Source organism: Azospirillum oryzae (assembly GCF_900177515.1).
Classification (GTDB): Bacteria; Pseudomonadota; Alphaproteobacteria; order Azospirillales; family Azospirillaceae; genus Azospirillum; species Azospirillum oryzae_A.
The window spans coordinates 2,239,366-2,263,800 of the sequence record NZ_FXAK01000007.1 but is presented as its reverse complement, the minus strand read 5'-3'; the positions used below and the strand labels follow the sequence as shown (position 1 = coordinate 2,263,800).

25 protein-coding genes are annotated in these 24,435 nt (G+C 68.5%); 3 read left to right on the top strand and 22 right to left on the bottom strand.

Going from position 1 to position 24,435, the window contains the following annotated elements:
• The first annotated feature begins 5 nt into the window (after nt 1-5).
• From B9N97_RS23155 to moeB, 3 genes are read left to right on the top strand one after another with little or no spacing between them, the layout of a single operon-like run.
• Nucleotides 6-1,409 (top strand): TfuA-like protein, encoded by a 1,404-nt coding sequence (locus tag B9N97_RS23155; RefSeq protein ID WP_085090725.1) that lies wholly within the window; start codon nt 6-8, stop codon nt 1,407-1,409.
• A complete protein-coding gene (locus B9N97_RS35970) occupies nt 1,406-1,684 on the top strand; it encodes a MoaD/ThiS family protein (protein ID WP_244560854.1) in 279 nt (92 codons plus the stop codon). Before B9N97_RS23155 ends, B9N97_RS35970 begins: the two co-directional genes overlap by 4 nt.
• Nucleotides 1,685-1,693: 9 nt before the next feature.
• Nucleotides 1,694-2,851: a molybdopterin-synthase adenylyltransferase MoeB gene (gene moeB, locus B9N97_RS23145; RefSeq protein ID WP_085090046.1), complete on the top strand. Its 1,158-nt coding sequence runs from the start codon at nt 1,694-1,696 to the stop codon at nt 2,849-2,851.
• A gap of 23 nt (nt 2,852-2,874) precedes the next feature.
• On the opposite strand, the gene B9N97_RS23140 is transcribed toward moeB, so the two are convergent.
• The 22 genes from B9N97_RS23140 to nifB form a co-directional block, all read right to left on the bottom strand.
• Nucleotides 2,875-3,270 (bottom strand): response regulator, encoded by a 396-nt coding sequence (locus B9N97_RS23140; RefSeq protein WP_085090045.1) that lies wholly within the window; start codon nt 3,268-3,270, stop codon nt 2,875-2,877.
• Nucleotides 3,267-4,961 carry a PAS domain-containing sensor histidine kinase gene (locus B9N97_RS23135; RefSeq protein ID WP_085090044.1) on the bottom strand — a complete coding sequence of 565 codons (1,695 nt, stop codon included), beginning with the start codon at nt 4,959-4,961 and terminating at the stop codon, nt 3,267-3,269. Before B9N97_RS23135 ends, B9N97_RS23140 begins: the two co-directional genes overlap by 4 nt.
• Nucleotides 4,962-5,020: 59 nt before the next feature.
• Entirely contained in the window at nt 5,021-6,718 is a 1,698-nt protein-coding gene (locus B9N97_RS23130) for a hybrid sensor histidine kinase/response regulator (protein ID WP_085090043.1), read from the bottom strand.
• 281 nt (nt 6,719-6,999) lie between these two features.
• Nucleotides 7,000-9,807, bottom strand: coding sequence for a sensor histidine kinase (locus B9N97_RS23125; RefSeq protein WP_085090042.1), 2,808 nt, complete (start codon nt 9,805-9,807; stop codon nt 7,000-7,002).
• Nucleotides 9,808-9,816: 9 nt separating this feature from the next.
• A complete protein-coding gene (locus tag B9N97_RS23120; RefSeq protein WP_085090041.1) occupies nt 9,817-10,035 on the bottom strand; it encodes a hypothetical protein in 219 nt (72 codons plus the stop codon).
• Nucleotides 10,032-12,257 (bottom strand): 3'-5' exonuclease, encoded by a 2,226-nt coding sequence (locus B9N97_RS23115; RefSeq protein ID WP_085090040.1) that lies wholly within the window; start codon nt 12,255-12,257, stop codon nt 10,032-10,034. The genes B9N97_RS23120 and B9N97_RS23115 overlap by 4 nt, the downstream gene beginning before the upstream one ends.
• Complete coding sequence (locus B9N97_RS23110; protein ID WP_085090039.1) at nt 12,254-12,652, bottom strand: response regulator transcription factor; 399 nt, start codon at nt 12,650-12,652, stop codon at nt 12,254-12,256. Before B9N97_RS23110 ends, B9N97_RS23115 begins: the two co-directional genes overlap by 4 nt.
• Nucleotides 12,653-12,919: 267 nt before the next feature.
• Nucleotides 12,920-14,011, bottom strand: coding sequence for an SPOR domain-containing protein (locus B9N97_RS23105; protein ID WP_244560853.1), 1,092 nt, complete (start codon nt 14,009-14,011; stop codon nt 12,920-12,922).
• A 182-nt stretch (nt 14,012-14,193) separates the two neighbouring features.
• Nucleotides 14,194-14,490, bottom strand: coding sequence for a twin-arginine translocase TatA/TatE family subunit (locus B9N97_RS23100; RefSeq protein WP_085090037.1), 297 nt, complete (start codon nt 14,488-14,490; stop codon nt 14,194-14,196).
• A gap of 119 nt (nt 14,491-14,609) precedes the next feature.
• Complete coding sequence (locus B9N97_RS23095) at nt 14,610-15,176, bottom strand: septation protein A (RefSeq protein WP_085090036.1); 567 nt, start codon at nt 15,174-15,176, stop codon at nt 14,610-14,612.
• 84 nt (nt 15,177-15,260) lie between these two features.
• Nucleotides 15,261-16,304, bottom strand: a complete 1,044-nt coding sequence (locus B9N97_RS23090; protein WP_085090035.1) for a lipid A deacylase LpxR family protein — start codon at nt 16,302-16,304, stop codon at nt 15,261-15,263.
• Between the two features lie 253 nt (nt 16,305-16,557).
• Nucleotides 16,558-17,445 (bottom strand): SIR2 family protein, encoded by an 888-nt coding sequence (locus B9N97_RS23085; protein WP_085090034.1) that lies wholly within the window; start codon nt 17,443-17,445, stop codon nt 16,558-16,560.
• Between the two features lie 23 nt (nt 17,446-17,468).
• Complete coding sequence (locus B9N97_RS23080) at nt 17,469-18,692, bottom strand: DegT/DnrJ/EryC1/StrS family aminotransferase (protein WP_208621242.1); 1,224 nt, start codon at nt 18,690-18,692, stop codon at nt 17,469-17,471.
• Nucleotides 18,693-18,977, bottom strand: coding sequence for a hypothetical protein (locus tag B9N97_RS23075; protein ID WP_085090033.1), 285 nt, complete (start codon nt 18,975-18,977; stop codon nt 18,693-18,695).
• A gap of 5 nt (nt 18,978-18,982) precedes the next feature.
• A complete protein-coding gene (gene nifT / locus B9N97_RS23070; RefSeq protein WP_085090032.1) occupies nt 18,983-19,192 on the bottom strand; it encodes a putative nitrogen fixation protein NifT in 210 nt (69 codons plus the stop codon).
• 40 nt (nt 19,193-19,232) lie between these two features.
• Complete coding sequence (locus tag B9N97_RS23065) at nt 19,233-20,384, bottom strand: cysteine desulfurase family protein (RefSeq protein ID WP_085090031.1); 1,152 nt, start codon at nt 20,382-20,384, stop codon at nt 19,233-19,235.
• A 13-nt stretch (nt 20,385-20,397) separates the two neighbouring features.
• Complete coding sequence (locus B9N97_RS23060) at nt 20,398-20,703, bottom strand: nitrogen fixation protein NifZ (RefSeq protein WP_063635114.1); 306 nt, start codon at nt 20,701-20,703, stop codon at nt 20,398-20,400.
• 43 nt (nt 20,704-20,746) lie between these two features.
• On the bottom strand, nt 20,747-21,067 hold the full coding sequence (locus B9N97_RS23055; RefSeq protein WP_085090030.1) for a nitrogen fixation protein NifZ: 321 nt from the start codon (nt 21,065-21,067) through the stop codon (nt 20,747-20,749).
• A gap of 29 nt (nt 21,068-21,096) precedes the next feature.
• Nucleotides 21,097-21,909, bottom strand: coding sequence for a 4Fe4S-binding leucine-rich repeat protein (locus B9N97_RS23050; protein ID WP_085090029.1), 813 nt, complete (start codon nt 21,907-21,909; stop codon nt 21,097-21,099).
• The gene (locus tag B9N97_RS23045; protein ID WP_085090028.1) at nt 21,906-22,421 is read right to left on the bottom strand and encodes a hypothetical protein; all 516 of its coding nucleotides are present in this window, start codon (nt 22,419-22,421) and stop codon (nt 21,906-21,908) included. Before B9N97_RS23045 ends, B9N97_RS23050 begins: the two co-directional genes overlap by 4 nt.
• A 53-nt stretch (nt 22,422-22,474) precedes the next feature.
• Nucleotides 22,475-22,666: a 4Fe-4S dicluster domain-containing protein gene (locus B9N97_RS23040; RefSeq protein WP_085090027.1), complete on the bottom strand. Its 192-nt coding sequence runs from the start codon at nt 22,664-22,666 to the stop codon at nt 22,475-22,477.
• Between the two features lie 49 nt (nt 22,667-22,715).
• A complete protein-coding gene (gene nifB / locus B9N97_RS23035; RefSeq protein WP_208621241.1) occupies nt 22,716-24,281 on the bottom strand; it encodes a nitrogenase cofactor biosynthesis protein NifB in 1,566 nt (521 codons plus the stop codon).
• Nucleotides 24,282-24,435 lie beyond the last annotated feature (154 nt).

Here is a 24,435-nt window from a genome sequence, read left to right as displayed (position 1 = left end):
GGCGCATGAAGATCTGCGTGTTCCTCGGCCCGACGATGCCGTTGGACGATGCCCGGGCGCTGCTGCCCGACGCGATCTATCTGCCGCCGGCGGCGCAGGCGGATGTCCTCAGCGCGATGACCATTCATCGCCCGGACGTGATCGCCTTGATCGACGGCGTGTTCGGCCAGTCGCTGTCGGTCTGGCACAAGGAGATCCTGTTCGCCCTGCATCAGGGAATCGCCGTCTATGGCGCCTCCAGCATGGGGGCATTGCGGGCGGCGGAATGCCATCCCTTCGGCATGGTGCCGGTGGGCGAGGTGGCGCGGCAGTTCATCGATGGCCGCCTGACCGGCGACGACGAGGTTGCGCTTGCCCACGCCGGACCGGAGGACGGCTATTTCCCATTGTCGGAGCCGCTGGTGAATCTGCGCGCCAGCATGGCGGCCGCGCTGGCGGCGGGGGTGGTCGACGCCGCCTTGCACGACCGGGTGATCGCGGCGGCCAAGCGGCTCTACTTCACCGACCGCAAGCGCGACCGCATCTGGGCGGATGCCGGGCTGACCGACGCGGAGACGCAGCGGATCGAGGCTTTCCTGGCGGACGGTGCGGTCGACCAGAAGCGCCGCGACGCCGAGGCGCTGTTGATCCATCTCGCCAGCCTGATCACCCCGCCGCGCCCGGCCCCCTTCACCTTCAACGCCTCGCATGCGTTCAGCGTGCTGTACGAGCGAGACCGGCGCGTCGCCCATGGCGGCTACAGCGTGCCGCTGTCGGAAATTGCCAGCCATGCGGCGCTGCACCGTCCGGACTTCGCCCAGATCAACAAGGCGGCGCTTGGGCGGCTGCTGATCATGCAGCTGGCGGAGGTGGTCGGCGTGACCGTCGATCAGGCGGCGATCGATGCCGAGGTCTGGCGTTTTTGCAACGCACGGAAGCTCGGCAGCCCGGAAGCGTTGGCCGACTGGTGCCGCCGCAACGACCTGACCGACGCCGAATTCGCCGAACTGATGCATGAGCTGGCGGTCGAGCGGGCGATGATCCGCTGGCTGATCCCCCGCCGCATGATGGCGCGCACGACCAAGCCGGTGTTGAACGAACTGCGCCTGCGCGGGCTGTACGAGGCGACGGCGGAGGAGGCGGCGCTGATCGAACAGGTGATGGCGCTGCATTTCGGCGACAGCAGCCAGCAACCGACCGAATCGATCGACGAACTGATTGCCGACCATCTCGCCCACACCAATTGCCACATGGATGCGCCGGCCGATGTCTGGGCCAACGAGGCCGGCTTCAAGGACGTGCTCGACCTGCGCATCGACCTGATGCGGGCCAAGCAGGTGCGCGATCTGTTCCGCCGTCTGGCCGCCGAGGCGGAGGCGGCGCTTGGCAAGGCCGCGGAGGCCCTGCCCGAAAAGGAGATGCAGGCGTGACCGAGGTGACGATTCGCATACCGACCCCGCTGCGTGGCTTCGTCGGCGGGAAGGATCAGGTGGCGGTTCCGGCTGCCACCGTGCGTGAGGCGCTGGCAGCGCTGACCGCCGGGCAGGAGACGTTCCGCGACCGGCTGTTCACCGCGGAGGGCGAGTTGCGCCGGTTCGTGAACGTCTATCTCGGTCGTGACGACGTGCGGCGCCTGGGTGGGTTGGAGGCCGCATTGCCGGCCGGCGCCACCCTGACGCTGATGGTCGCCCTGGCGGGCGGTTGAGGAGCAGTCATGAGCCTGAAGGACCGGCGCCTGTCCGACCTGCGCGCCCGTATTCCGGAGATCGCCGCCGCCGAGGCGCTGTCCCAGCAGACGGGAGGCGCCCTGCTCGTCGATGTTCGCGAGGACGAGGAGACGGCGTCCGGCACTCCGGCCGGGGCGCTGCGCCTGCCGCGCGGTTTCCTGGAGTTGCGCATCGAAGAGGCGGCGCCCGATCCTATGCGCCCGATCCTGCTGATGTGCGCCGGCGGCACCCGGTCGCTCTTCGCTGCCGAGGATCTGCTGCGGCTGGGGTATGGCGATGTGCGTTCGGTCGCCGGCGGTTTCTCCGCCTGGAAGGCCGCAGGCCTCCCGGTGGAGGTGCCGCCGCGGCTCGACGCCGCCCAGCGCGAGCGCTACCGCCGTCATCTGACCATGCCCGAGGTTGGCGAGGCCGGACAGCACAAGCTGCTGCGCAGCCGCGTCGCCCTGATCGGCGCCGGCGGCCTGGGGTCGCCGATCGCACTGTATCTGGCTGCGGCCGGCGTCGGTCGGCTGACCCTGATCGACGATGACCGGGTGGAGCGCAGCAATCTGCAACGCCAGATTCTGCATGCCGAAAGCCGGCTGGGGCAGCGCAAGGTGGAGAGCGGTCGCACCGCGCTGCTCGACCTGAACCCGACCATCGAGGTGGTGGCCCACGAAGCCCGGCTGGAAGCCGCCAACGTGCTGGATTTGCTCGCTGGCCACGATGTGGTGGTCGACGGGTCCGACAATCTGCCGACGCGCTATCTCGTCAACGATGCCTGCCTGCGGCTGGGCGTGCCGAACGTCTACGGCGCCATCTTCCGGTTCGAAGGGCAGGTCTCGGTGTTCGGCGGCGCCGCACCGGGCGTGCGCCCCTGTTACCGGTGCCTGTTCCCCGAACCGCCGCCGGCCGAATACGCCCCATCCTGTGCCGAGGCCGGCGTGCTGGGCGTGCTGCCCGGTGTGATCGGCACCATTATGGCGGCCGAGACGATCAAGCTTCTGCTGGGGCTGGGAGAACCGATGGCCGGCCGCCTGCTGCTCTATGACGGCCTGCGGGGCGAGTTCAGCGAGATCGCGGTTCCGGTCGACCCGCACTGCCCATCCTGCGCAGCCGGCGCGTCATCGGAACTGACCGACATCGCGGCGGTATGCGGGGCATGAAGGGATTGAGCCGGAATGCCCGGTCAGGCGGCGCTCTTCTGCTCGATGACGCTGTGGACCAGCTTTTTCAGCGCGACGAAATCGACCGGCTTGGTCACCAGGTCGGTGGCACCGATGTCGAGCGCCCGGCGGCGGTTCTCGTTGTCGCCATAGGCGGTGACCATGATGACCGGCACGTCCGGCGAGTCGACCCGCAGGCGCTCCAGCAGCTCCAGCCCGCTCATGCCCGGCATGTTGATGTCGCTGAGGACGAGTACTGCCTCCGGTTGCAACCCGGAGTTCAGATTTTGCAGCGCTTCCTCGGCGGAAGCGGCGAAGTGAAAGACCAATTCACCGCGGCGAAGTTCGGCGCGAAAGCGCTGGCGGAACAGATCCTCGATGTCGGGTTCGTCGTCGACGACAAGAATTCCCAGGGTCATGTCTTTCGGCGCTCCCCTAACGACACCGCGGTCGCTGCACGCGGCAGCGTGATTGTGAATTCGGCGTGGTCGTTCTCGACGCTGGACACGTCGAATCGCCCCCTGTGCTGATGTACCACGATGTCATAGCTCAGCGAAAGGCCTAAGCCGGTCCCCTCCCCGGTCGGCTTGGTTGTGAAGAAGGGCGTGAACAGCTTGTCGAGGACGGCCGGCGGCATGCCGATGCCATTGTCCCGGATGCGGATCGACACATCGGCGGCGCTTGCAGAGGTTGTAACGTCGACCCGCGGCGCGAAGGTCGGGTCGCCGCAGATCAGTTGGCGTTTCCGGATGGCGTAGAAGCTGTTGGTGAACAGGTTGACCAGGACACGCGACACGTCCTGCGGCACCAGCTTCACCTCTCCGACCACAAGGTCGAAATGCTTCGTCAATATGGCGTTGAAGGCACGGTCCTGGGCGCGGAAGGCGTGGTAGGACAGGGTCAGCGCCTCTTCGACCAGCGCATTCAGGTCCGTCGCCTGCCACTCGCCACCGCCGCCACGCGAATGGGCCAGCATGCTCTTCACGATGCCGTCGGCGCGCCGGCCATGGTCGGCAATCTTGCGCAAATTGCCTTGCAGGCTGCCGGCCAAATCGTTGACATCGATACGCGTGGCATCATCCAGATGGCCGTTCAGCGGCTCCAGCAGTTCCAGAAGTTCGTCCAGCAATTCGCCCGAAAGCTCGGCGAAATTGTTGACGAAGTTCAGCGGGTTCTTCAATTCATGGGCAATTCCGGCAGTCAATTGGCCCAAGGCGGCCATCTTTTCCTGCACGATCAGTTGCCGTTGGGTTTCCCGCAGTTCCTTCAGGATCGCTTCGGCACGTTCCTTGGCCTGGCGCAGCTCATCCTCGATGCGTTTGCGGTCGGTAATGTCATGGTGGGTGATGACATAGCCGCCATCGGCACGTGGCGCGGTGCGGATATCGAGGGTGCGGCCGTTCGGTACGCGGCGTTCGGAGTTGAAGACACCCTTGACCAGGTAACGGGAGCACAATTCCGCGACGGTCTCTTCACAGGGAACGTCGCCGTAATCGCCGCGTGCGTGGTTGTAGGTCAGAATCAAGGCAACGGCCGTCCCGGGGGGGAACATGCCGATGGGATAATCCCACAGCCGATAGAATTCGCTGTTGGCGCCTTCGACATTCAGGTCGCGATCCAGCATCAGAACGCCGTTCGGCATGGCGTCGATCGCCGCCTGCAGCAACTGTTCCTGATGCGGCAGCTCGGCATTGGCAGCCAGCGGGCGCATCAGGGTCAGCATCTCCATCACCGCCGGCTGTCCGCCCCAGTCGACCGACTCCATGAGCTGGTCGAACCACTGGACGCTGCCGTCCGCTCGGTGCCGCTTGATCCGGCGCACCTGCGAGCGGATCAATCCCCTCAGGCAGCGCGTGTAGACATCCTGTTCCGTGTGCCGGTCGTCCTCGGGGACCAGCGTCATGGCGCCCGGCAGTGCCTGGATGCTTTCGGTCGACTCGTATCCAAGCAGGCGGGCGAGGGTGGCGCTGCAATGCAGGATGGTGTCGTTGCTGTGGACGAGCAGGCCGGGCATCGCAGCGACGAGTTGATCATGGTAGACGCGCCCGAGGTCCAGGGCCTCCTGCACGGACCGAGGCGGCAAAACCTTGAGGTTGGTGAAATCGTCCATGTCCGGTTCCCGTCTCCCGTCGCCCGTATCGGTCTTGCGAGGTGGTCATCCAAGCCGTGTCAGGGGGCATCCAGCGGCAGGCGCAGGATCACGGTCGTTCCACGGCCGACCGCGCTGTCGATGTCGATCTCGCCGCCCAGCTTGCCGGTAACGAGGTTGAACGCCGCATAAAGCCCCAGCCCCATGCTGCCCGATCCACGCCGGGTGGTGGCGAAGGGCTGGAACAGCCGCGGCTGGATGTCGTCCGGGATGCCGCGGCCGTTGTCTGACACCACAAGTTCAATGCGCTCGTTGTCGAGCAGCCTGACCGAAACCGTGACCCGGCCCCGGCGGTTCCGGTTGCCATCCGGTTCCTCTTCCAGACCATCGGCTCCGCCGGCGGCCATCGCGCCGACGCTTTCCACGACGGCCGCCGGGGCCGGCTCCGTTTCGAAGGCGTGGGCGAAGGCATTGGTCAGCAGGGCCAGGAGCACCTCGGTCAGCGCACCGGGATAGGTGTCGAGGGCAATGCCGTCGGGGCAGTCAAGAACCAGCTGGTGCCTGGACGCGGCCGGCTGCACCTGCACCGCCAGCGCGATGTCGGACAGATAGTCGCGCAGGTCGAAGCGGCTGCGCGGGGAGTTGGCCTTGCCCTCCGTCACCAGTTTCAGGCTCTGGATCAGGGCGGCGGCGCGTTCGATGTTCGCGACCAGGAGCGTCGAAACCTCGCTGGCCGTGCCGATATATTCCTGAAAATCGCTTTTGCGCAGCTGTCCGCCGTTGAAGGTCAGGATGATCGCTTCCGACGCCGTCTGCAGATGGGTGGCGGCGGTCAGCGCGATGCCGACGGGCGTGTTGATCTCGTGCGCGACCGCGGCGATCAGCTGTCCGATCACCGCCATCTTCTCCGCCCGGATCAGGTCGGACTGCATGCGTTCAAGGTCGGCCAGTGCCTGTTCGGCCGAATCCTTGGCGCGGCGCAGAGCCTCCGCCTGCACCTTGCGTTCGGTGATGTCATAGAGCCAGACGATGAAGACCGGCTTGCTTTCGTAGTTGGTGCGGTCGACGGACATCGCCATCCACACCGTTCGCCCGTCCTCGCGGACGTAATGGATCTCTTCCGAAGCCGACAGGGCCTCGGTTTCCGATGGCCGTCCCGTCAGCCGGTCCTGGACATGGCGGAACAGGGTGGGGGCGCAGTGATGCTGCAGCGTCTCCGCCGGCACGCCGAACAGGTCGGTGCAGCGCTGGTTGCAGTAAAGCAGTTCGCCGCTTTCCGTGATGATCGCCACGCCGATCGGGCTGCCGTCCAGGACCCGGCGCAGGCGGGCGGCCTGGGCACGCGACGCCGCCTCCGCCGTCCGGGTTTCCTGCAGCGCGTCGCGCAGCCGGCGCACGGAACGGCAGGCCTCCAGCGTCTTGTGGATGGTGGCTTCCAGATCGGCGAAGTCGATGGGCTTGATGATGAAGTCGAAGGCGCCGCGGTTCATCGCCGCGCGGACATTGCCGAGATCGCCATAGGCCGACACCATCACCGCGCGGATGTCGGCATTCACCTGCGGCAAATGGTCCAGCAGCGTCAGCCCGTCCATGCCCGGCATGTTGATGTCGCTCAGCACCATGTCGATGTCGGGCCGGGCGCGCAGGGTCTCCAGCGCCTCCTTCCCGTCATGGGCGAACAGGAATTCCAGTTCGCCGGCACGTACGGCGCGGCGGAAACGCTGCATGATCAGCGTCTGGACGTCCCGCTCGTCGTCGACAACCAGTATCTTGCCCATCCCGCCTTCCTACCGCCAACCCGCCCGACAGGCGGGCCGCTCTGCCGGACCCGCATGGCGCCCCGTATCGCACCCAGCTCCGCGCAGCGTACCATAAGCGCGCATCGTCCGAACGGGAAGGGCTGTGGCGTATGGCACCCCATCGGTTGTATGCCGCTCGAGGTGCGAGCTTGGGCCGGACCGCAAGCGGGAATCCTTATCTTCGATGAGGAACACAGATATCCTGCAGGATAACACGGGATTGCGGCGCTGCCAGACCATTGTAAAGGATCGGTGTCCGATCACTCCCGCCGCTCGCCAAACTCCGGGGCATCGGCCGGGTTCCCGGCGAGCGGCAGCGTGAACCAGAATGCGGCGCCCTTGCCCGACTCGGGGCCCGGCCCGGCCGGCGCGTCCGCCACCCCGATCCGTCCGCCGAGATGCTCGACGATTCGCTTGGCGATGGCCAGCCCCAGGCCGGTGCCGGCCGGCTTGCCGGTCAGCGTGTCGCCGGACTGGCGGAAGCGGTCGAACACGAGTTCGCGGTCCTTCGCCGCAACGCCGGGGCCGCTGTCGGTCACCGTCACCCGCAGGAAGCCACTCTCCAAGCGCGTCTCCAGCCGGGTCCGGCCGCCGGGCGGCGTGAACTTGGCAGCGTTGGACAGCAGGTTGACCACGACCTGGATCACCCGGTCGACATCGCCGCGCACCGCCGGCAGGTGGTCCGGAATATCCAACGACAGCGTGATGCCACGCTCCAGGAACAGCGCCTCCGTCGCGGCGACCGCCTCGGTCAGCGCCGGTCCGACGTCAATGGTCTCGATCCGCCAGTCCAGCGCCCCGGCCTCGATCTTCGCCATGTCCAGCACCTGATTGATCAGGCGGGTCAGCCGCTCGCTCTCCTTGATGATGACGGCCAGGAACTCCTGCCGCTGGTCGGTGTCGAGGTCGGGGGAATCGTGCAGGATCTCGCTCAGCGCCCGGATCGAGGTCAGCGGCGTGCGCAGTTCGTGGGTGACGGTGGACAGGAAATCGTCCTTCAGCCGGTCCAGCTCGGTCAGCCGTTCGTTGGCGGCGCGCAGGGCGTCGGTGGCGCGCTCCAGCTCCGCGGTCTTGCGCTCCAACTCGCGGCTGTGGGCGATAACGTCGCTGGTCTCGTCGAGCATGCGCAGAAGCTCCGCCGCCTCCACCGCCCCGGCCGAGACGGAGGAGGCGAGGGCGACGCGGGCCGACGCCCCACCAATCGCGCCGGCCAGCAGCCGTTCGGCCAACCGCAGCCGCTCCGGCCCGGCCGGCTCATCCGGCTCGGCGCCGGCGAAGGCCCGCTCGGCACGCTGCGGGCCGAGGAAACGGGCGACCACGCGGGTGAGATCGCCGACGCTGGCGGCGCTGCGCCAGTCCGGCGGCGCCTCCCGCAGCGGTGCGGCGTCATTCGGGGCGGGTTGGAAGACATCGACGAAGGCGGCGGCCTGCGCCCGCTCCGCAGCGCCGGGCCGATCGAACAGCGACAGGCCGACATAGGCGCCGATGTTGGCAAGTGCGGTCCAGAACAGGGAATGGGCCAGCGAGTCCCAGCCCTCCAGCCCGAACAGCGCATAGGGCCGCAGGGCGGCGACGCCCCACGGGCCGTCGGCGATGAAGCTGGCCGGCAGCCAGCCCGACCGCGCGAAGCTGGGCAGCAGCAGGGTGTAGGCCCAGACCAGCGTCCCGGCCGTCACCCCGCCGATGGCGCCGCGCCGGGTCGCTCCGCGCCAATACAGGCCGCCGATCAGGGCCGGGGCGAACTGCGCCACCGCGGTGAAGGAGATCAGCCCGATCGACACCAGCGCGTAGGCCGACCCCGCCAGCCGGAAATATCCGTAGCCGAACAGCAGGATCGCCACGATGGCGATGCGCCGGACCGCCAGCAGCAGCGGCGCCAGATCGGCGGAGCGCGCCAGCGCCCGCGACCGGGTGCGCAGCAGGATCGGCATCACCAGATCGTTGCACAGCATGGTGGACAGCGCCACCGACTCCACGACGATCATCCCCGCCGCCGCCGACAGCCCGCCCAGGAAGGCCAGCAGCGCCAGCCAGTCCGCTCCGCCGCTGAGGGGAAGGGCGACCATGAACAGGTCGGGATCGACCCGTCCGCCGAAGCTCAGCAGTCCCGACAGGGCAACCGGCAGCACGAACAGGTTGATGAGCAGGAGGTAGAGCGGGAACAGCCACACCGCGCGGTCGAGATGGCGCTCGTCCACCGATTCGATCACCATCACCTGGAACTGGCGCGGCAGGCACAGCATCGCCGCGGCCGACAGGATCGTGGTGGTGACCCAGGCACCCCACGGCCCATTCCCCACCGGCCCGTTTCCCGTCGGCGCATGGCCGAGTGCCGGATCGCTGCCCATCAGGCGGGCAAGGTCGGGGCGGGCGGCTGCCGCATCGAACAGGCTCTCCAGCCCGTCATGCAGGCCCCAGACGACGAACAGCCCGACCGCCAGGAAGGCGATCAGCTTCACCAGAGATTCCAGGGCGATGGCGGCGACCATGCCGGGATGGTGCTCGGCCGCGTCGATCTGGCGGGCGCCGAAGACGATGGCGAACAGCGCCATCACCGCGGCGATCAGGAAGCCATGGTCGAGGAACGGGCCTTCCGCCGGCCCGAGCCCGCCGCCGCCGGTCAGCGCGTCGAAGCTGACGGCGACCGCCTTCAATTGCAGGGCGATGTAGGGCGTCACGCCCACGGTCGCGGTCAACGCCACCAGCCCGCCCAGCAGCGGGCTGTGGCCGTAGCGGCTGGCGAGGAAATCGGCGATGGAGGTGATGCGCTGCGCCTTGGCGATGCGCAGGATCTTGCGCAGGACCAGCGGCGCCAGCAGCATCAGCAGGGTGGGGCCGAGATAGACCGGCAGGAAGCCGATGCCCAGCGTCGCCGCCCGCCCGACCGAGCCGTAGAAGGTCCAGGTCGTGCAGTAGACGCCCAGAGACAGCGCGAAGACGGTGGGGGAGGCGATGACGCTGTGCCCCGCCGCCTCCCGCCGGTCGGCCCAATGGGCGATGGCGAACAGGGCGGAAAGATAGGCGAGGGCGGCGATCAAGACGGTGGTCCAGTCCAGTCCGACCTCCATGCCGCGCCCCTATCGCGTCCGGCCGGCCAGCGCGGCCAGCGCGATCACCGCCGCCCACAGGCCAAACACCCAGACATAGAGCGCCGGCACCCCCAGGACTCTCCCCTCCACCCCGAACAGGCCGAGCAGCGGCGGGTTGAACAGCGCCGCCGCCAGCAGGAACAGGCCGATCATCCGGTCGCGATGGCGGCCGGGGCTTCGGCCAGGATTGCGGTCGGGCGCGTTCAAAAGGCACGTTCCCGGGCGGCGAGTTCGACCAGGATGTTGGCGCCGCGGATGGCGTCGTCCAGCGTCCGAACATCGCGCTCGCGCAGCATCTCGACCATCCGCAGGAAGACCGCGGCGGTGACCAGACTGTCGCCAAGCGCGGTGTGGCGGTCGACCACCTCGATGCCCAACCGCTCGGCGATGCCGTCCAGCGTGTGGTCGCCGTCATTGCCCAGCAGCATGCGGGACAGCAGCATGGTGTCAAGCACCGGGCAGTCGAAGGCCACCCCCGCCGCCCGTTCCTTCATCTTCAGGAATTTCAGGTCGAAGGCGGCGTTGTGCGCCACCATCACCGCGCCGGAGACGAAGCTGCGGAACTGCGGCAGCACGGCGTCGATGGTCGGCTTGCCCGCAACCATGCCGTCGGTGATGCCGTGGAAGGGGACCGACTCCGGCGGGATCGGCCGCCGGGGATCGACCAGCGTGTTGAAGGTCTCGCCGGTGAGGATGCGCCCGCCGACGACGCGGACTGCGGCGATCTGGATGATCTCGTCACCGGTGCTGGGCGACAGGCCGGTGGTCTCGGTGTCGAACACCACGTAATGCAGCCGGTCCAGCGGCGTCCGGCCAAGCTCGCTGGTCGCCAGCGGCTGGTGCAGCAGCCCGAAATCGAAGAACTCCGGACGGGCGCCGGCCCGTGGGCGCGGCTGGGCGGTGCGCGGCGACTGCGCCGGCGGCAGCGGCACGCGCAGCCGGGCGCGGCCGGCGCCGCCGGGCAGGTCGTCCGGCAGCGGCTCGCTCCAGGCGGTGCTGCGGTGGTGCTGCAGCACGTCGCCGGCGCTGAGGCCGCCCAGGCCGTCGGGCAGCGTCTGGTCCAGCCAGCCGTCCAGCATGGCGCTGGGCACCGCCGGCCCTTGCCAGACGAGGTCGAGATAGACCCAGCGGTCGCCGTCCTGCGGCCCGGCGGCCTCCAGGTCGAAGGCGGTGGCGCCGGTCAGCGCCTGTACCCGCCCGATCAGATAGGCGAACAGCAGGACGAGGCTGTGGCTGTCGCAATGCACCCATTGCGGCAGGCCGGTCAGCGTCACCGTGGTGGCGGTCTCCGTCCCGACCCGATGGGCCACGAGATTGATCAGGTTGTTGGAATGGATGTCGCTCATCGGCCAGCTGCCGGTGACGACGTTGCGGTAGGCGGTTGTCACCCGCTCCAGCCTTTGCGACAGGCTGTCGCAGGATTCCAGCATCGCGCTTTCGAAGGCGGCGCGGTCGCCGGGGCCGAGGTCCGGCGCGTCGTACAGCGTCTCCACCGCCGCGCGCAGGTTGGCGATCGGCGCGCGGAACCCCTCCGTCGCCTCGCGCAGCAGGGCGTCTCGCTGGCCGAGCGCGGCCAGTTCGCTGGTGGCGTCGGACAGGGTCAGCACATAGCCGGTGATGGCAGGACCGATGATGGTTGACGGCTCGTCCGACGCAGGATCGGCGTCCTGCAGGATGGCGCTCATCCGCCCTTCCAACAGGATGCGGCCGTCGGTGGTGGCGCCGACGAACTGGGCGGTGGTGCCGTGCTCGTGGTTGACGTGCCGGCCTTCGCGGACGCGCAGGCTCAGCCGTTCCAGCGTGTGGGTCACCGGCTCCGCCACCACGAAATGCAGAAGCGAGCGGCCGAGCCCGAGATCGCCGGTCAGGTGAAGGATGTCGAGGGCGGTTTGGTTGTAGAGCAGGATCTGGTGTTTGGTGTTGCAGACCAGAACGCCTTCGTGCAGGTCGCGCAGCACGGCGGCGAGCTGGGTCTTCTGCGCCTCCGCCTTGGCGGTGTGGTCGGCGACGGTGCGGGCGATGTCGCGGCGGACCTGGGCCAGCTTGTCCGACAGTTCGTTCACCGCGCGGGCGATGGGCAGCAGGTCTCCGTACCGGGCGAGCGGCACCCGGCCGCCGACGGCCCCCTCCGCATTGCCATGGGCGATCAGCCCGGCCTCGCGGCTCAGGGTCTCGGCGGCGCGCAGCAGGTAACGGTCGACCGCCAGCCAGAGCCCCCAAACCGCCGCGGCGCAGGCCGCCGTCATCACCACGGCATAGGTCAGCAGCGGATCCGAGGCGTCCGACCCGCGCACCGCCGCCGCCAGCCCGACCGCCAGCGCCACCAGACCGAAGCCGGCGGCGCGGAAGGCCAGCGGGATCATGCGGCGGGGCAGGGGAGCGGCGGAGGGGGCGGCTGAGGAAGCGGCCGTGGGCGCCGGGGCGGTCATGGCGCCGGCTCCCCGCCGCCAGCCGCCGTCAGGCCCAGATGGCGGCGGACGGTGGTCAGCAGGTCGCGGGTGGAGAAGGGTTTGGTAATGTAGTCGGTGGCGCCCAGCGCCAGACCCTTCTGCCGTTCGACGTCGCGGCTGCGCGCCGTCAGCATGATGATGGGCAGCGATTTCCAGGCCGGATTGGTCCGCAGGGTCTGGCAGACGTCGAAGCCGTCGCGCTTCGGCATCATCGCGTCGAGCAGGATCAGGTCGGGGGTGAAATTCTCCACCGAGCGCAGCGCCTCGTCCCCGTCGCGGGCGATGCGCACGTCGAACCCGGCGCGCTGCATGAGAACCTGGAGCGACAGGACGATGCTGGGCTCGTCGTCGACAACCAGGATGGTCGGCTTCATGGCGGGGCGTCCTCCGGTACGCCGGTCTTTTGCCGGCTTCCCATTTTGTGGCCGGGGCAATGCATTCGTGCCCTGGAATGTCCATGGTACGAGCAAAGAGAAGCAGGGATCAAGCGGCACTCCCGGCTCCCCCGACCAAAGAACGGGGGTGCCAAGCCCAAGAAAAAGCCCGGCCGCGACCAAATGTCGCCGCCGGGCTTTCGTTTGGATGACACAGTGTCGCAGGGGCAAGAACCGGCTGCGAATCGCCTCCGGTCCGGACCGGGATCAGCGCGTGGTCACGACGACCGGGTTGAGCCCCATCTTCGATTTCAACTGCTCCGCCTCGCGCTTGGCCGCGGCCGGATCGGGGAAGCCGCCGACGCGCACGGCGCGCCAGGACCGGTTGGAACTGTCGGTCCAGTCCACCGTATAGGCCTGGAAACCGCCGCCCTGCAGCCGCTGCGCCAGCGAATCGGCGTTGGCCGTCACCGAGAAGGTGCCGACCTGCACGGTGTAGCGCCCGGCCGGCGGCGTGGCGGACGGGGCTGCCGATGGGGCGGCAGACGGGGCGGCGGCCTTGGCGTTCGGCTTCGACTCGCCATTGCCGGCCGCCGCGGCGGGCGGACGCTTCGCGGCATCCTTGGGCGGCGCCAGCATCGCCTGCAGCGAACCGGTATCGTTCGGCGTCGCGGCCGGCTGTTCCGGTTTGGCCGCTTCTGGTTTCGGCGGCTCCGGCTTCTGTGCGGCCGGTGCGGCGGGCGCGGTCTCCGACGGGGCGGCGGCCCGCGGTTTCGGCGAGGTGGCGGGGGCAGTGGCCGGCACGGTCGGGGGCTCCGGCACCTTCAGGACCGGCGGCGGGCTGGCGGGCAGGGCGGCGACCGGCGGCGGCGGCGCGGCGGACGGCATGGACTGGACCGGCGGTGACTGAACCGGTGCCGTTTGAACGGGAGCCGTTTGAACAGGAGCCGGCAGGCTCTCGGGCGCCGTGGCCGCTGGGGCGGGGGCCGGATTGGCGGGCGCGCGGGTGATGGCCGGGGCCGGCACCATCGGCGCCGAGCTGTTGGTGGCGGTCGTCACCGGTGCAGGATCGCCCGAGCCGAAATAGACGACGCCGACGGCAATGCCGCCGGCCGCCAGCAGGGCCAGCGCGATCTTGCCCAGCGGCAGGCTGCGGCCCGCGGGCTCCTCCTCCTCATACTCCACGTCCTCGTCCTGCGGGTCGGCCCGCAGATCCTCGTTCAAGGCGCGAAGCAGCTTGGCGATGTCCTCGTTCTCCGGCGGCGGAGTCTCGGAAGGTTTGCCGTTGGCCTTCATCTCGTCCTTGGAAGTCGGTGTCGTCAGGGTGGGAGCCCGCCGGGGCGGTGGCTGGAGCGTCACGGTCGACCTGCGCTTGCCCGTCATGCGGGCCGGCTGAATGCACAAAAAAGGGCCTTCCGTTTGCCGGGGCCGCGGTGACACGGCCCGGCTGCGGAAAGCCCCTTCTCTTTATCGTATTTTGCCGCTCCATCAAACCGCCATGCGGTCGCGCCCGGCGGATGGGCGGCACGAAAGAAGGGACGTCAGCCCTGATGCGGCCTGTTCGGGTCGGCGGGCTGAGTCTGGGCCGGCTGGGTGTGGGCAGGCTGAGCGGCCGCGGACTGGGTCGGCTGGGCGGGGGCCGGGTTGATCGCGGCGGGCGGAGCCTGGGCGGTGGTCGCCGCGGGCGGATTGGCCTCGTCCTCGTCCTTCAGGCCGGACTTGAAGGCCTTCACGCCCTTGGCGATGTCGCCCATCACGTTGGGCAGCTTGCCGGCGCCGAACAGGAGAAGCACGATGACCAGAACGATCAACCAGTGCCAGATGCTGAAGCTGCCCATCGATCATTACCTCTGAAATTCGGTCGGAGCGGACGTCGTCGCGGTCGCCACCAATGTGAGTGCCCCTTCCGCGCCGCACAAGAGGCGGCCGTCGGGAATGCCGTGATAAAGGACGCCCCTCAGGCCGCCGGGCCGCTTTCCGCCGGTTCCTCCGGCAGTTGGTGGCGCATGATCAGCGGCGCCTGGAAGGCGCTGAACAGCAAGGTCAGCGGCATGATGCCGAATACCTTGAAGTTGACCCACATGTCGGTGGTGAAGTTGCGCCACACCACCTCGTTCAGCACCGCCAGCAGCAGGAAGAACCAGGCCCAGCGGATGCCAAGCGTGCGCCAGCCCTCGTCCGACAGGTTCAGCACCGTGCCCAGCAGGCGTTTCATCACGTTGCGCCGCATCGCATGGGCGACGAACAGGACGATGGCGAACAGCAGATTGACCAGGGTCGGCTTGATCTTGATGAACAGGTCGTCCTGCAGCCACAGGGTAAGACCGCCGAACAGCAGCACGAATCCGGCGCCGACCACCGGCATGATCGGGATGCGGCGTTCCAGGCGCCAGGACACCGCCACCGCGATGGTGATGGCGACCATGAAGACCGCGGTGCCGGTCATGATGCCGGCCTGAGAATTGGCAACGAAGAAGGCGGCGAGCGGGCCGGCCTCGATCGCCAGGCGTGCGAACTGGTTCATGCCTCCTGACATAGCCCGAACCGGCCGCCCATGAAAGGGGCGAATGTTGGCGGGCGGGACATTCGGATGGATGAGGCCGGCCGCTCAGAACTGGACCGACAGACGCAGGGAGCCGTAGTTGGTCAGCGATTTCTGGCCGCGGAATTCCGGCGTCTGGAGGGTCTGGGCATAGGTCAGGCCGTAGCGGCCGTAACGCAGGGTCAGGCCGGCCTGCATGCTGCCGACGAAGGGATGCTTGGCGACCGACCGGCTTTCGCGGAACGTGTTGCCGTCCAGGAAGATGTTGCGCGCCACCGCCCGCCCTTCGGCACTGGCGTAGACATACCAGGAAAAGCGTCCCGGCCGTCCTGAATAGGGATCGTCCTGGTAGGGGATGCTGGAGGTCGGGCGCGTCACCAGCGCGCCCACCGGCGGCGGCATGTTGCCGCCCAGCCGGACGGTGGCCCCGACCGCGGCGAAGGTCAGCACATTGCCCAGGCTGCCGGCGACGTGGGGGCTGAGGTCCCACTCCACCGGGCCGAGGCTGTTCGGCTTCTCGTCGCGCCAGACATGCTCGTAGCTCAGCACCACGCCCGGCTCGTCACGCAGTTGATAATTCCAGCCCTCCGGGTAGGTGGCGCCGCCGACGATCTTGTGGACCGTCTTCTGCGTCTGCTCCGCCAGCGAGGCCGGGCCGACCATGCCGAGGTCGAGGTCGATGCGATCCACCGCCGTCGGCGCCTCGTTCAGCACCGACAGCCGGCCATAGAGCCAGCCGGCATAGGGCCGGTCCCTGGGGTCCGGGTTGCGGGCGCTCAGGTTGCTGGGCGTGTAGATGTTCTGACCGAAGGCGAAGCCATAGCGCCGCACCCCGCCCGGCTCGATCCAGGGCACGAGGTTGGCCAGCAGGTCGATGCTGCCGTAGGTCGGCCGCGCACCGGAGAAGTAATAGAACTGGAACCCGTTGGTGTAATAGCGGTCGGTCCCGCCGCCGAACAGGTCGTTGTCGATCCAGAAGCCGATGGCCGGGCCGGAGGTCGCCGGCTCATCGCCGGGGGGAGGTGTGGTTTCCTGCGCGCTTGTCCCCGATGCGGTCAGCAGCAGGGTCGCAAATGCCGCGGCCAAGGCAGGGCCGCTGTTCGTCACCATTCCGGCACGCTCCATCCGTTTCGCAGAGTAACGGACGGAGGGTGCGTGTGTTGCGCTGCGATGCGGCTTCTTTGGGGGTAGGGAGTTGGCGTGTTGGCTGACGAATGCCCCCTCCCCATCCCTCCCCCGCGTTCCGCGGGAGAGGGGGCAGGACGCTTGCGGAAGTTTTGCAAAGGAGCGGCGGCAGTCCCCTCTCCCGCAAAGCGGGGGAGGGTTAGGGAGGGGGCATCGTCAGCCAACACCTCCCCAAAACTCAGATCTTTGCCCGCAGCCCCTCCACCGCCTCTTCCAGCGGCATGTCGATGCGCTTGATCCCGTGCAGCGCCAGGAAGCGTGCCTCGTTCTTCGACAGCTCGCCGGGGATCACCGCCCAATGGCTGTCGGAGGAGCGCTTGGCGATCTGCCGGGCGAAGGTGCGTTGGATCTCGTGGTCGAAGCGGCAGCCGAGGAACAGGAAATGCCGGCCGGCGCGGCGCTCCTTCACGATGGCGGGGATCGGGGTCTGGATGTCGATCTCCGTCAGGATCTCGACATAGTCGCTGTCGGAAATCAGGTAGTTGCCGGCCGGCGTCGCCGCGCCCGACGGCTTGTACAGCACGGTGTCCCAGGCGGCCGCCGCCTCCGCCGTCGTCTCGGCGCCGTCGGGGGCGTAGTAGCGCACCCACTCGCCGGTCGATTGCGGGTGCGACACCCCCTGGATCTGGCCCCAGGTCCGGTCGGCGGCGGCGCTCAGCAGGCTGTCCAGCACGCTGTCGTACCAGACGTCGACCAGCAGCGGCGGCGCCGGGATCGCCGCCAGCAGGGCATGGACCGGGGTCGCCGGCATGGTCTGGCGGAAGATCTCGTTGAGGATGGTCTCCAGCGTCTTGCGGTGCTTGCGCGTCTCGATGAACTGGGCGACCGCCGTCAGGTTGGAGCGGATGCGGCCGGGGGCGGCGACCTTAACGTTCAGGCGCTGCACCAGCTCCGCCGAATTGCGCGGGATCGGGCATTGGTCGGGCGGCAGCAGGGCGAAGGCACCGGGGCCGAGGTAGGGCACCACCTGCCTTGCCGCCAGCGCGGCGGCGATGTCGGCCAGCGCCGCCGCGGCGTCCGGAACCGTGACGGAGTCGGAATCGGTTGCAAGCGTGGTGACGGTCATGGGTGCCTCTTCCCTCTTGGTCTTCACAGATAGATCGCGGCGCCGGCGCCGGTGTTGACGCTGGCGTCCTTCAGCGTCTCCACGATGAAGGCGACCTGATCGCGGGTGATCTTGCGGTGCAGCGGCAGGGCCAGAACTCGGTCGGCCGTCTTGGTGCAGACCGGGCAGGCGCCCCGTCCGGCCCGCTGTTCGCCCAGGGCCTCGCCCAGCGCCTCGATGTAATATTGCTGGGTGTGCAGCGGCTGGCCGTAGTCGCTGGCGTCGATGTCGTGGGTGTCCAGATCCTCGATGATCGACCGGCGCCCCGATGCGGTGAAGCGGGTGCCGAGATGGACGCAATAGACCATCGGGTTGACCACCTCCGCCCCCGGCCCGCGATAGGGCGGCTTGATCCCCTCGAAACTCGCCATCGCCGCGTCGTAATAGGCGATCACCAGATTGCGGCGGGTCAGGATCTCCGGCAGCCGTTTCAACTGGACCAGGGCGAGCGCCGCGTTCAGGTCGCTCATCCCCGCCTGCCAGGGCAGGGTGCGGGTGATGACGACCGTGTTGCGATGCTCCGTCTCGCGCCGGCGCATGTAGCGCAGCCGGTGGGCGAGGTCGCGGTCGTCGGTGACGATCATGCCGCCCTGACCGGCCAGCAGGATGCCGGGTTCGGAAAAGTCGAAGACCGCCGCGTCGCCGAAGGTGCCGACCATCTGCCCCTTGTAGGTGGAGCCGATGGCCTCGGTCGAATCCTCTAGCAGGATCAGGCCCTTGGCGTCGGCCAGCGCGCGCAGCTCGTCCCAATGGGCGGGGTGGCCGTTGACGTTGGCGGCCAGGATCGCCCTGGTCCGTGGCGACACCAGCGCCGCCGCCTTCTCCGGGTTGATGGTGTGCTGCCAATAATCGATGTCGACCAGCACCGGCGTGGCGCCGGACAGCGCCACCGCATGCTGGACCTGATGCCAGCCGAAGGGGCTGCACAGCACCTCGTCGCCCTCGCCGATGCCATAGCCCTTCAGCATCAGCAGCGTCGCCATGGTGCCGCTGGACACCGCCACCGCATGGTCGCGACCGACATAGGCGGCAAAGGCATCCTCGAACGCCCGCACCATCCGCCCGTCGCCCAAGGCCCCGGACGACAGCAGGCGGCCGAGCATCTCGACCTCCGCCCCCGAAATGTCGGGGTCGGTCAGCGGGATGTAGTCGTCAACCCCGTCGTCATCGGGGGCGGTGTGATCCAATGCTGCGGCGGCATCGCTCATTCACTCGTCCTCGTCCCGTTGGGCGATCACGACGCCGGTGGCAAGCTCCGGCTTGTTGGTGATGAGCCAGCAGTGGTTGTTGCCGTCGACCAGATGCAGGTCGAAGCCCGCCTCTTCCCGGAAGGGATCCTCGGCCATCACCGCGGCCATGGCGCCGGTGACGGTCTTCAGGTCGGGATTGGCCTCGCGCACGCCGCGGACCACGGCGTCGAGCTTGCCGCCCCCGGCAAACAACCGGCCGGCCAGCGTGGCGATGCTGTCGATGCGCTCAGGCGACAGGGCCATGGGCGTCACTCCGTTCCGCGTTTCTTGGCTTCGACGGTGATCGGCAGGCGGGTGTCCGCCGGCATTTCCGGCAGATCGAGCGTCCAGCCGTTGGCGACCTTGATCCAGCCGCCCCACAGGTCCGGCTTCTCCATCTCGACGATGGGTTCCTCCAGGTCCTTCTTGGCGACGTAGATCGTGTATTGCTCGGACGCCTTGCGGATCATCACCTTCATCGCGGACACTCCATCCTATTGTTCTGATTTCGTTTTTGTCTCAGGCGGCGATCAGCCGGGCATGCAGCGCCGGCAATTCCGACAGGACGGCGTCCACCTCCGCCGCGGTGGTGTAGCGGCTGAGCGAGAAGCGCAGGCTGGCGGCGGCCTGGGCGCCGCTCAGCCCCATGGCGGTCAGCACATGGCTCGGCTCGTTGCCGCCGGACGAGCAGGCGGCGCCCATCGACACGGCGATGCCGGCGCGGTCGAGCCGCATCAGCAACTCCTCCGCATCCACCGGATGGCCGCGGCCGTCGGCGAAGCGGATGTTGCTGGTGTTGGGCAGCCGGGCGGCACCGGCGCCGTTCACCGCCGCACCGGGCCAGCGGGCGAGGATGCCCTGTTCCAGCCGGTCGCGCAGGAAGGCGATCAGGTCGGCCTCGTCAAGCCAGAGGGACGCCAGCGAGGCGGCGCCGCCGAAGCCGACGATGCCCGGCACATTCTCCGTCCCGCCGCGTCGGCGGCGTTCCTGATGGCCATGGATCATCGCGTGGAAGGGCGCGCCCTTGCGGACATAGAGTGCGCCGACGCCCTTCGGCCCGTGCATCTTGTGGGCGGACAAGGTCAGGTAGTCGGCGATGCCGCAATCGACCGGCACTCGGCCGGCCGCCTGCACCGCATCGCTGTGGAACAGCGCGCCATGGGCATGGGCGATGGCCGACGCTCCTTCGACCGGCATCAGCACGCCGGTCTCGTTGTTGGCCCACATCATGGAGACCAGCGCCGTCGCCTCCGTCACCACGGCGGCGAGATCGACCAGCGATGGCAGGCCGTCGCGATTCACCGGCAGGATGCTGACGCGCCAGCCGCGCTGGCGCAGGTCGTCGAACAATGCCAGCGTCGCCGGATGCTCCACCGCGGTGGTGACGATGTGGTCGCGGCGGTGGTCGGTCTCCTCGATGACGCGGAGCGCGCCGAGGATGGCGGCGTGCGTCGCCTCGGTGGCGCTGCCGGTCATAACGAGGTCGGCGGGCTTGGCGCCGATCAAGGCGGCGATCTGCGCCTTGGCCTCGCTGACCGCGCGGCGGGCGGCCATGCCGGCGGAATGGGGGCTGGACGGGTTGGCGAACTCCCCGAACAGGTGCGGCATCATGGCGTCGCGCACCTCGGGGGCCAGGGCGGTGGTGGCGTTGTTGTCGAGATAGATGGTCATCACATCGCCCCCCTCACATCACGCCGGGCACGCCGCGCCGCGACCCGTCGGCCGGGACGATCTCCTCCTCCAGGCAGCCGACGACGGTGCCGCCGGGGAATTCCACCAGATAGACCGGCAGGCTGCCTTCCTCGGTGCGGCCGACGCGGACGATCACGCCGGGCGTGCCCTTGGGCGCCAGCAGCGCGCCGTCCGGCACCTGCGGATGGCTGCCGTCGTTGAACAGGTCCTCCTGCACCGTGACCCGCAGGCCCCAGTCGTACAGCGGTTCGCGCGGCGGGATGAAACCGGGCTTGGCGGCGGCTTCGACGTCGGACATCGCGAGGCTCCTTATCGGGTGGGGACCAGGGTCTTGGACCGAGTTACTGGGGGTCGTTGCAATGGGCGTCGATCACCTCCAGCTCGCGCGCGCGCATGCCGACGACGACCCGTTTCTCATAAAAATCAATGGCGTAGATGTAATACATCTGCAGGTAGGTCCCGATGGAGATGACGTAGCCGACGTCGCCCTCGCGGATCAGGAAGTCGCCGACCGGCCGGCCGGGATAGGTGCCGTCGTTGCGCACGTCGCGCAGAGCCTTGACCTTGAAGCCCTGCTCCAGCACCGGCGGGCCGACCAGCTCGTTGGCGTCTTCGGCGCTGCGGGCGCGTTGGCGGCGGTATGGGGCGGCTGTCTCTGTCATCGGGCTGCGCTCCGTCGGTTGAGGGGCCGCTACAACGGCGGAAGGTCGTTGGCGATGGCGAGGCCGGCGGCGCGCTGGCGGGCGATGGCGCGCACCTCCTCCTCCGGGTCGTCGAGCAGGGGCCCCAGCTGTCCGGCGTCGATCCGCCCGGCGACGGCGAGGCGAACCATCCAGTCGGCATCCGGCAGCAGCACATGCAGCTTCGACGCCGGCAGCCGCTGCGCCACCACCAGCCGCACCCGCGGGCTGTCGTCCCAGGCGAGGCTGGGCAGCCAGTCCATGGACAGGCGGCGGGCGACCTCCACCCGCACCTCCGGATCCTCGTCATGCATCATCGCCGGCAGCATGCCGTCGGGAATCCGCCGCACCACGCGCAGCCGCACCGAACAGTCGGGGTCGCGCATCAGCGGGGCGAGGTCGGCATCCTCCAGCCGGCTTGCGACGGCGATCCGCACCTCGCGGTCGGGGTCTTCGCGCAGCTTCAGCAGCAGCCGGCGCGGCAGCCGGCGGGCCAGGACGGAACGCACCGTCTCGTCCGGGTCGTTCATCAGGCGGGGAAGCTGGAAGATCGGGGCGAAACGCGCGGCGTTGGCCCGAACCTCGAAATAGGGATGGTCGAGATGGCCGGCGGCGAGGTCCGGGTTCCATTCGAAGAAGCGCTGGATGCGCTTGGCGTAGCGGTCCTGCACGCAGGCCTTCAGCGGCAGGCAGTGGCCGGACAGCTTGCCGCCCGCAGGAAGGACAGTGGTGTCCGGGTCGAGCCGGCGGTCGCGGTGGGTGCAGGCGGTGCAGTCCACCGGTTCGCCGCGCCAATCCAGGGAGTCGAGGATGTCGTCGCTCATGCGTCGGCCTCCTCAAGTTCATGCTGGTCGGCGACGGCGATCAGGCGGGCGGCGCCGAAGCGGTCGTCGGGGTCGAGGTCGCAGACCTTGGTCAGCGCCTCCCGTCCGGCATTGAGCTGGCCGGTGCGCAGCAGCAGGTAGCCGATGGCGACCAGGGCGAACAGGAACAGGCGGGGCGCCGGCTCCAGCCCGCGGAAATCGGCGGTGGCCGGGGTGATGCTGCGCCAGTCCGTGTGGTTGACGCCGAGCGCGGCCATGGCGTGCCCGATCATGCGCTCGCCATAGACCAGCGCCTGGGCGAGGTTGGCCTTGTAGAAGTGGAACTTGTAATGGCCGAGATCGACCAGGCGATGCCCGGGGGCGACTTCCGCCGCGCGGGCGAGATGAGCGAGCGCCGCCCCGCTGTCGGCATAGCTGGCGGCAGCCAGATGCAGGCAGCGTTCCGCTTCGGGCGGAAGATCCCCGCCGTAGTAGCGGCGGGCGAGCCAGTCCTCATCCACCTCGTCCAGCATGGCGCGGTGCTCCTGGGGTTTCCCCTCCCCACCAGGAGGGAGGGGATTTCACATCACGCCGGGACGCAGCAGTCGGCCGGGCAGACGGCGGCGCATTGCGGGCTGTCGAACTGGCCCTGGCATTCGGTGCACTTCGCCGGATCGATGACGTAGGTGCCCTTCTTCAGGCTGATCGCGACGTTCGGGCACTCGGCCTCGCAGGCGCCGCAGACGGTGCATTCGGCGGACTTGATCTTGTAGGCCATGGCTCTCTCCTTCGGTGATGGGATGGCTGTGGAAGGGGGAAAGGGGGTGTCAGGCGCGGCGCGCGGTCAGCGCCCCGGTGCGGATCACCGCGTCCTGGCCGGCGCGGGACTGGACGGCGCCCTGGCCGAGCCGCTCGGCGTAGTCCTTGAAGTAGGCCAGCGCCGATTCCTCGATGTAATCGAAGGCGAAGCGGTCGACCGGCTCGATCCCGGCATCGGCCAGCGATTTGGACGGGCAGCCGCCGATCTTGGCGACGAACACCGCGGTGCAGTCGTTGATGGCCGCCAGCACGCCGTCCAGCGTGTCGACGTCGCCGGAGCCGCCCTCGCAATACTGGTCGACGCGGCGGTGGCCGACGAACTTGGCGCCGTTCGGGCCGACCTCGTAGATCTGGAATTCCTTGGCGTGGCCGAAATGCTCGTTGATGCGCTCGCCGCCCTTGGTGGCGACGGCGATCAGGATCGGGTCGACGGCGGTGCCGACGCTGTCCCGCACATCGGCCTGGGCGGCGGCCTTGGAGGCGTGGCGGCCGGCGCGTTCGGCCTCGACATGCTCGCGGTAGCTGCGGCGGGCCTCGTCGTCATAGTCGATGGCGCCCATCGCCTCGATCTTCTCGGCGGTGAACTCCTCGCCGCGGTCCTCGCCCAGCAGGCCGACGGCGTCGGCGCGGCACTGGCGGCAATGGCGCATCAGCTTGGCGCCGCCTTCGCAGGCGTCCTGCACCACCTTCAGCTCCTGCGCGGTCGGCCCACGCTGGCCGTTCAGGCCGAAATAGGTGCCGTGGGCGGGGTCGGAGATCAGCGGCATGATGTTGTGCAGGAAAGCGCCGCGGCTCTTCACCGCCTTGTTCACCTCCAGAAGGTGATCGTCGTTGACCCCCGGGATCATGACGGAGTTGACCTTCACCAGGATGCCGCGCGAGGTCAGCATCTCCAGCCCCAGCATCTGCTGCTCGTGCAGGATCTTGGCGGCGTCCAGCCCGGTCCAGCGCTTGTGCTTGTAGAAGATCCACGGGTAGATCTGCGCGCCGACCTCCGGATCGACCATGTTGATGGTGATGGTGACGTGGTCGATGTTGTACTGCGCGATGGTGTCCACATGGTCGGGCAGGGCCAGACCGTTGGTGGACAGGCACAGCTTCAGGTCCGGCGCCTTCTTCTGCAGCATTTCGAAGGTGGCGAAGGTGTTCCTGCCATTCGCCGCCAGACTGTCGCCGGGGCCGGCGATGCCGATCACCGACAGCTGCGGGATTTCCTGGGCGACGGCGAGGATCTTCTTGATCGCCTGATCGGGGGTCAGCTTTTCGGAGACCACGCCCGGGCGGCTCTCGTTCGAGCAATCGTATTTGCGGTTGCAGTAGTTGCACTGGATGTTGCAGGCCGGGGCGACCGCGACATGCATGCGGGCGAAATAGTGATGCGCCTCTTCCGAATAGCAGGGGTGGTTCTTCACCTTCTCCCACACCGCCGGGTCCATGTCGGCCGGACCGTCGGAGGATCCGCAGGACGACGACGAACAGCCGGACGCCGCCTCGGGCGCTGCCGGCATCGCCGCGGGCGGGGCCAGCTCCCCCAGCCCGAAGATGCTGTCGAGCGAAATTACGTTGCTCATCATCCACTCCTTCCCTGCCGTGCCGGACGACACCGTTGGACGAATGGAGGAAAAGCAAGTTCGGGGCCAGAGCGGGGAATTCAGGAATTACAACGGCTTGCCGGGATTTGTCGGCGTCGCGGACGCTGTCGTCATTGCGACAATGGCGGGTGCGGCA

Excerpts from the sequence above, each read along its gene's own strand:
- B9N97_RS23050 (WP_085090029.1), bottom strand. The coding sequence starts at position 21,909 with ATGAGCGACGACATCCTCGACTCCCTGGATTGGCGCGGCGAACCGGTG.
- B9N97_RS23075 (WP_085090033.1), bottom strand. The coding sequence starts at position 18,977 with ATGGCCCTGTCGCCTGAGCGCATCGACAGCATCGCCACGCTGGCCGGC.
- B9N97_RS23045 (WP_085090028.1), bottom strand. The coding sequence starts at position 22,421 with ATGCTGGACGAGGTGGATGAGGACTGGCTCGCCCGCCGCTACTACGGC.
- B9N97_RS23110 (WP_085090039.1), bottom strand. The coding sequence starts at position 12,652 with ATGAAGCCGACCATCCTGGTTGTCGACGACGAGCCCAGCATCGTCCTG.
- B9N97_RS23080 (WP_208621242.1), bottom strand. The coding sequence starts at position 18,692 with ATGAGCGATGCCGCCGCAGCATTGGATCACACCGCCCCCGATGACGAC.
- B9N97_RS23125 (WP_085090042.1), bottom strand. The coding sequence starts at position 9,807 with ATGGAGGTCGGACTGGACTGGACCACCGTCTTGATCGCCGCCCTCGCC.
- B9N97_RS23090 (WP_085090035.1), bottom strand. The coding sequence starts at position 16,304 with ATGGTGACGAACAGCGGCCCTGCCTTGGCCGCGGCATTTGCGACCCTG.
- B9N97_RS23040 (WP_085090027.1), bottom strand. The coding sequence starts at position 22,666 with ATGGCCTACAAGATCAAGTCCGCCGAATGCACCGTCTGCGGCGCCTGC.
- B9N97_RS23060 (WP_063635114.1), bottom strand. The coding sequence starts at position 20,703 with ATGTCCGACGTCGAAGCCGCCGCCAAGCCCGGTTTCATCCCGCCGCGC.
- B9N97_RS23065 (WP_085090031.1), bottom strand. The coding sequence starts at position 20,384 with ATGACCATCTATCTCGACAACAACGCCACCACCGCCCTGGCCCCCGAG.
- B9N97_RS23055 (WP_085090030.1), bottom strand. The coding sequence starts at position 21,067 with ATGACAGAGACAGCCGCCCCATACCGCCGCCAACGCGCCCGCAGCGCC.
- nifB (WP_208621241.1), bottom strand. The coding sequence starts at position 24,281 with ATGATGAGCAACGTAATTTCGCTCGACAGCATCTTCGGGCTGGGGGAG.
- nifT (WP_085090032.1), bottom strand. The coding sequence starts at position 19,192 with ATGAAGGTGATGATCCGCAAGGCGTCCGAGCAATACACGATCTACGTC.
- moeB (WP_085090046.1), top strand. The coding sequence starts at position 1,694 with ATGAGCCTGAAGGACCGGCGCCTGTCCGACCTGCGCGCCCGTATTCCG.
- B9N97_RS23140 (WP_085090045.1), bottom strand. The coding sequence starts at position 3,270 with ATGACCCTGGGAATTCTTGTCGTCGACGACGAACCCGACATCGAGGAT.
- B9N97_RS23095 (WP_085090036.1), bottom strand. The coding sequence starts at position 15,176 with ATGAACCAGTTCGCACGCCTGGCGATCGAGGCCGGCCCGCTCGCCGCC.
- B9N97_RS23100 (WP_085090037.1), bottom strand. The coding sequence starts at position 14,490 with ATGGGCAGCTTCAGCATCTGGCACTGGTTGATCGTTCTGGTCATCGTG.
- B9N97_RS23115 (WP_085090040.1), bottom strand. The coding sequence starts at position 12,257 with ATGACCGCCCCGGCGCCCACGGCCGCTTCCTCAGCCGCCCCCTCCGCC.
- B9N97_RS23155 (WP_085090725.1), top strand. The coding sequence starts at position 6 with ATGAAGATCTGCGTGTTCCTCGGCCCGACGATGCCGTTGGACGATGCC.
- B9N97_RS23130 (WP_085090043.1), bottom strand. The coding sequence starts at position 6,718 with ATGGGCAAGATACTGGTTGTCGACGACGAGCGGGACGTCCAGACGCTG.
- B9N97_RS23135 (WP_085090044.1), bottom strand. The coding sequence starts at position 4,961 with ATGGACGATTTCACCAACCTCAAGGTTTTGCCGCCTCGGTCCGTGCAG.
- B9N97_RS23085 (WP_085090034.1), bottom strand. The coding sequence starts at position 17,445 with ATGACCGTCACCACGCTTGCAACCGATTCCGACTCCGTCACGGTTCCG.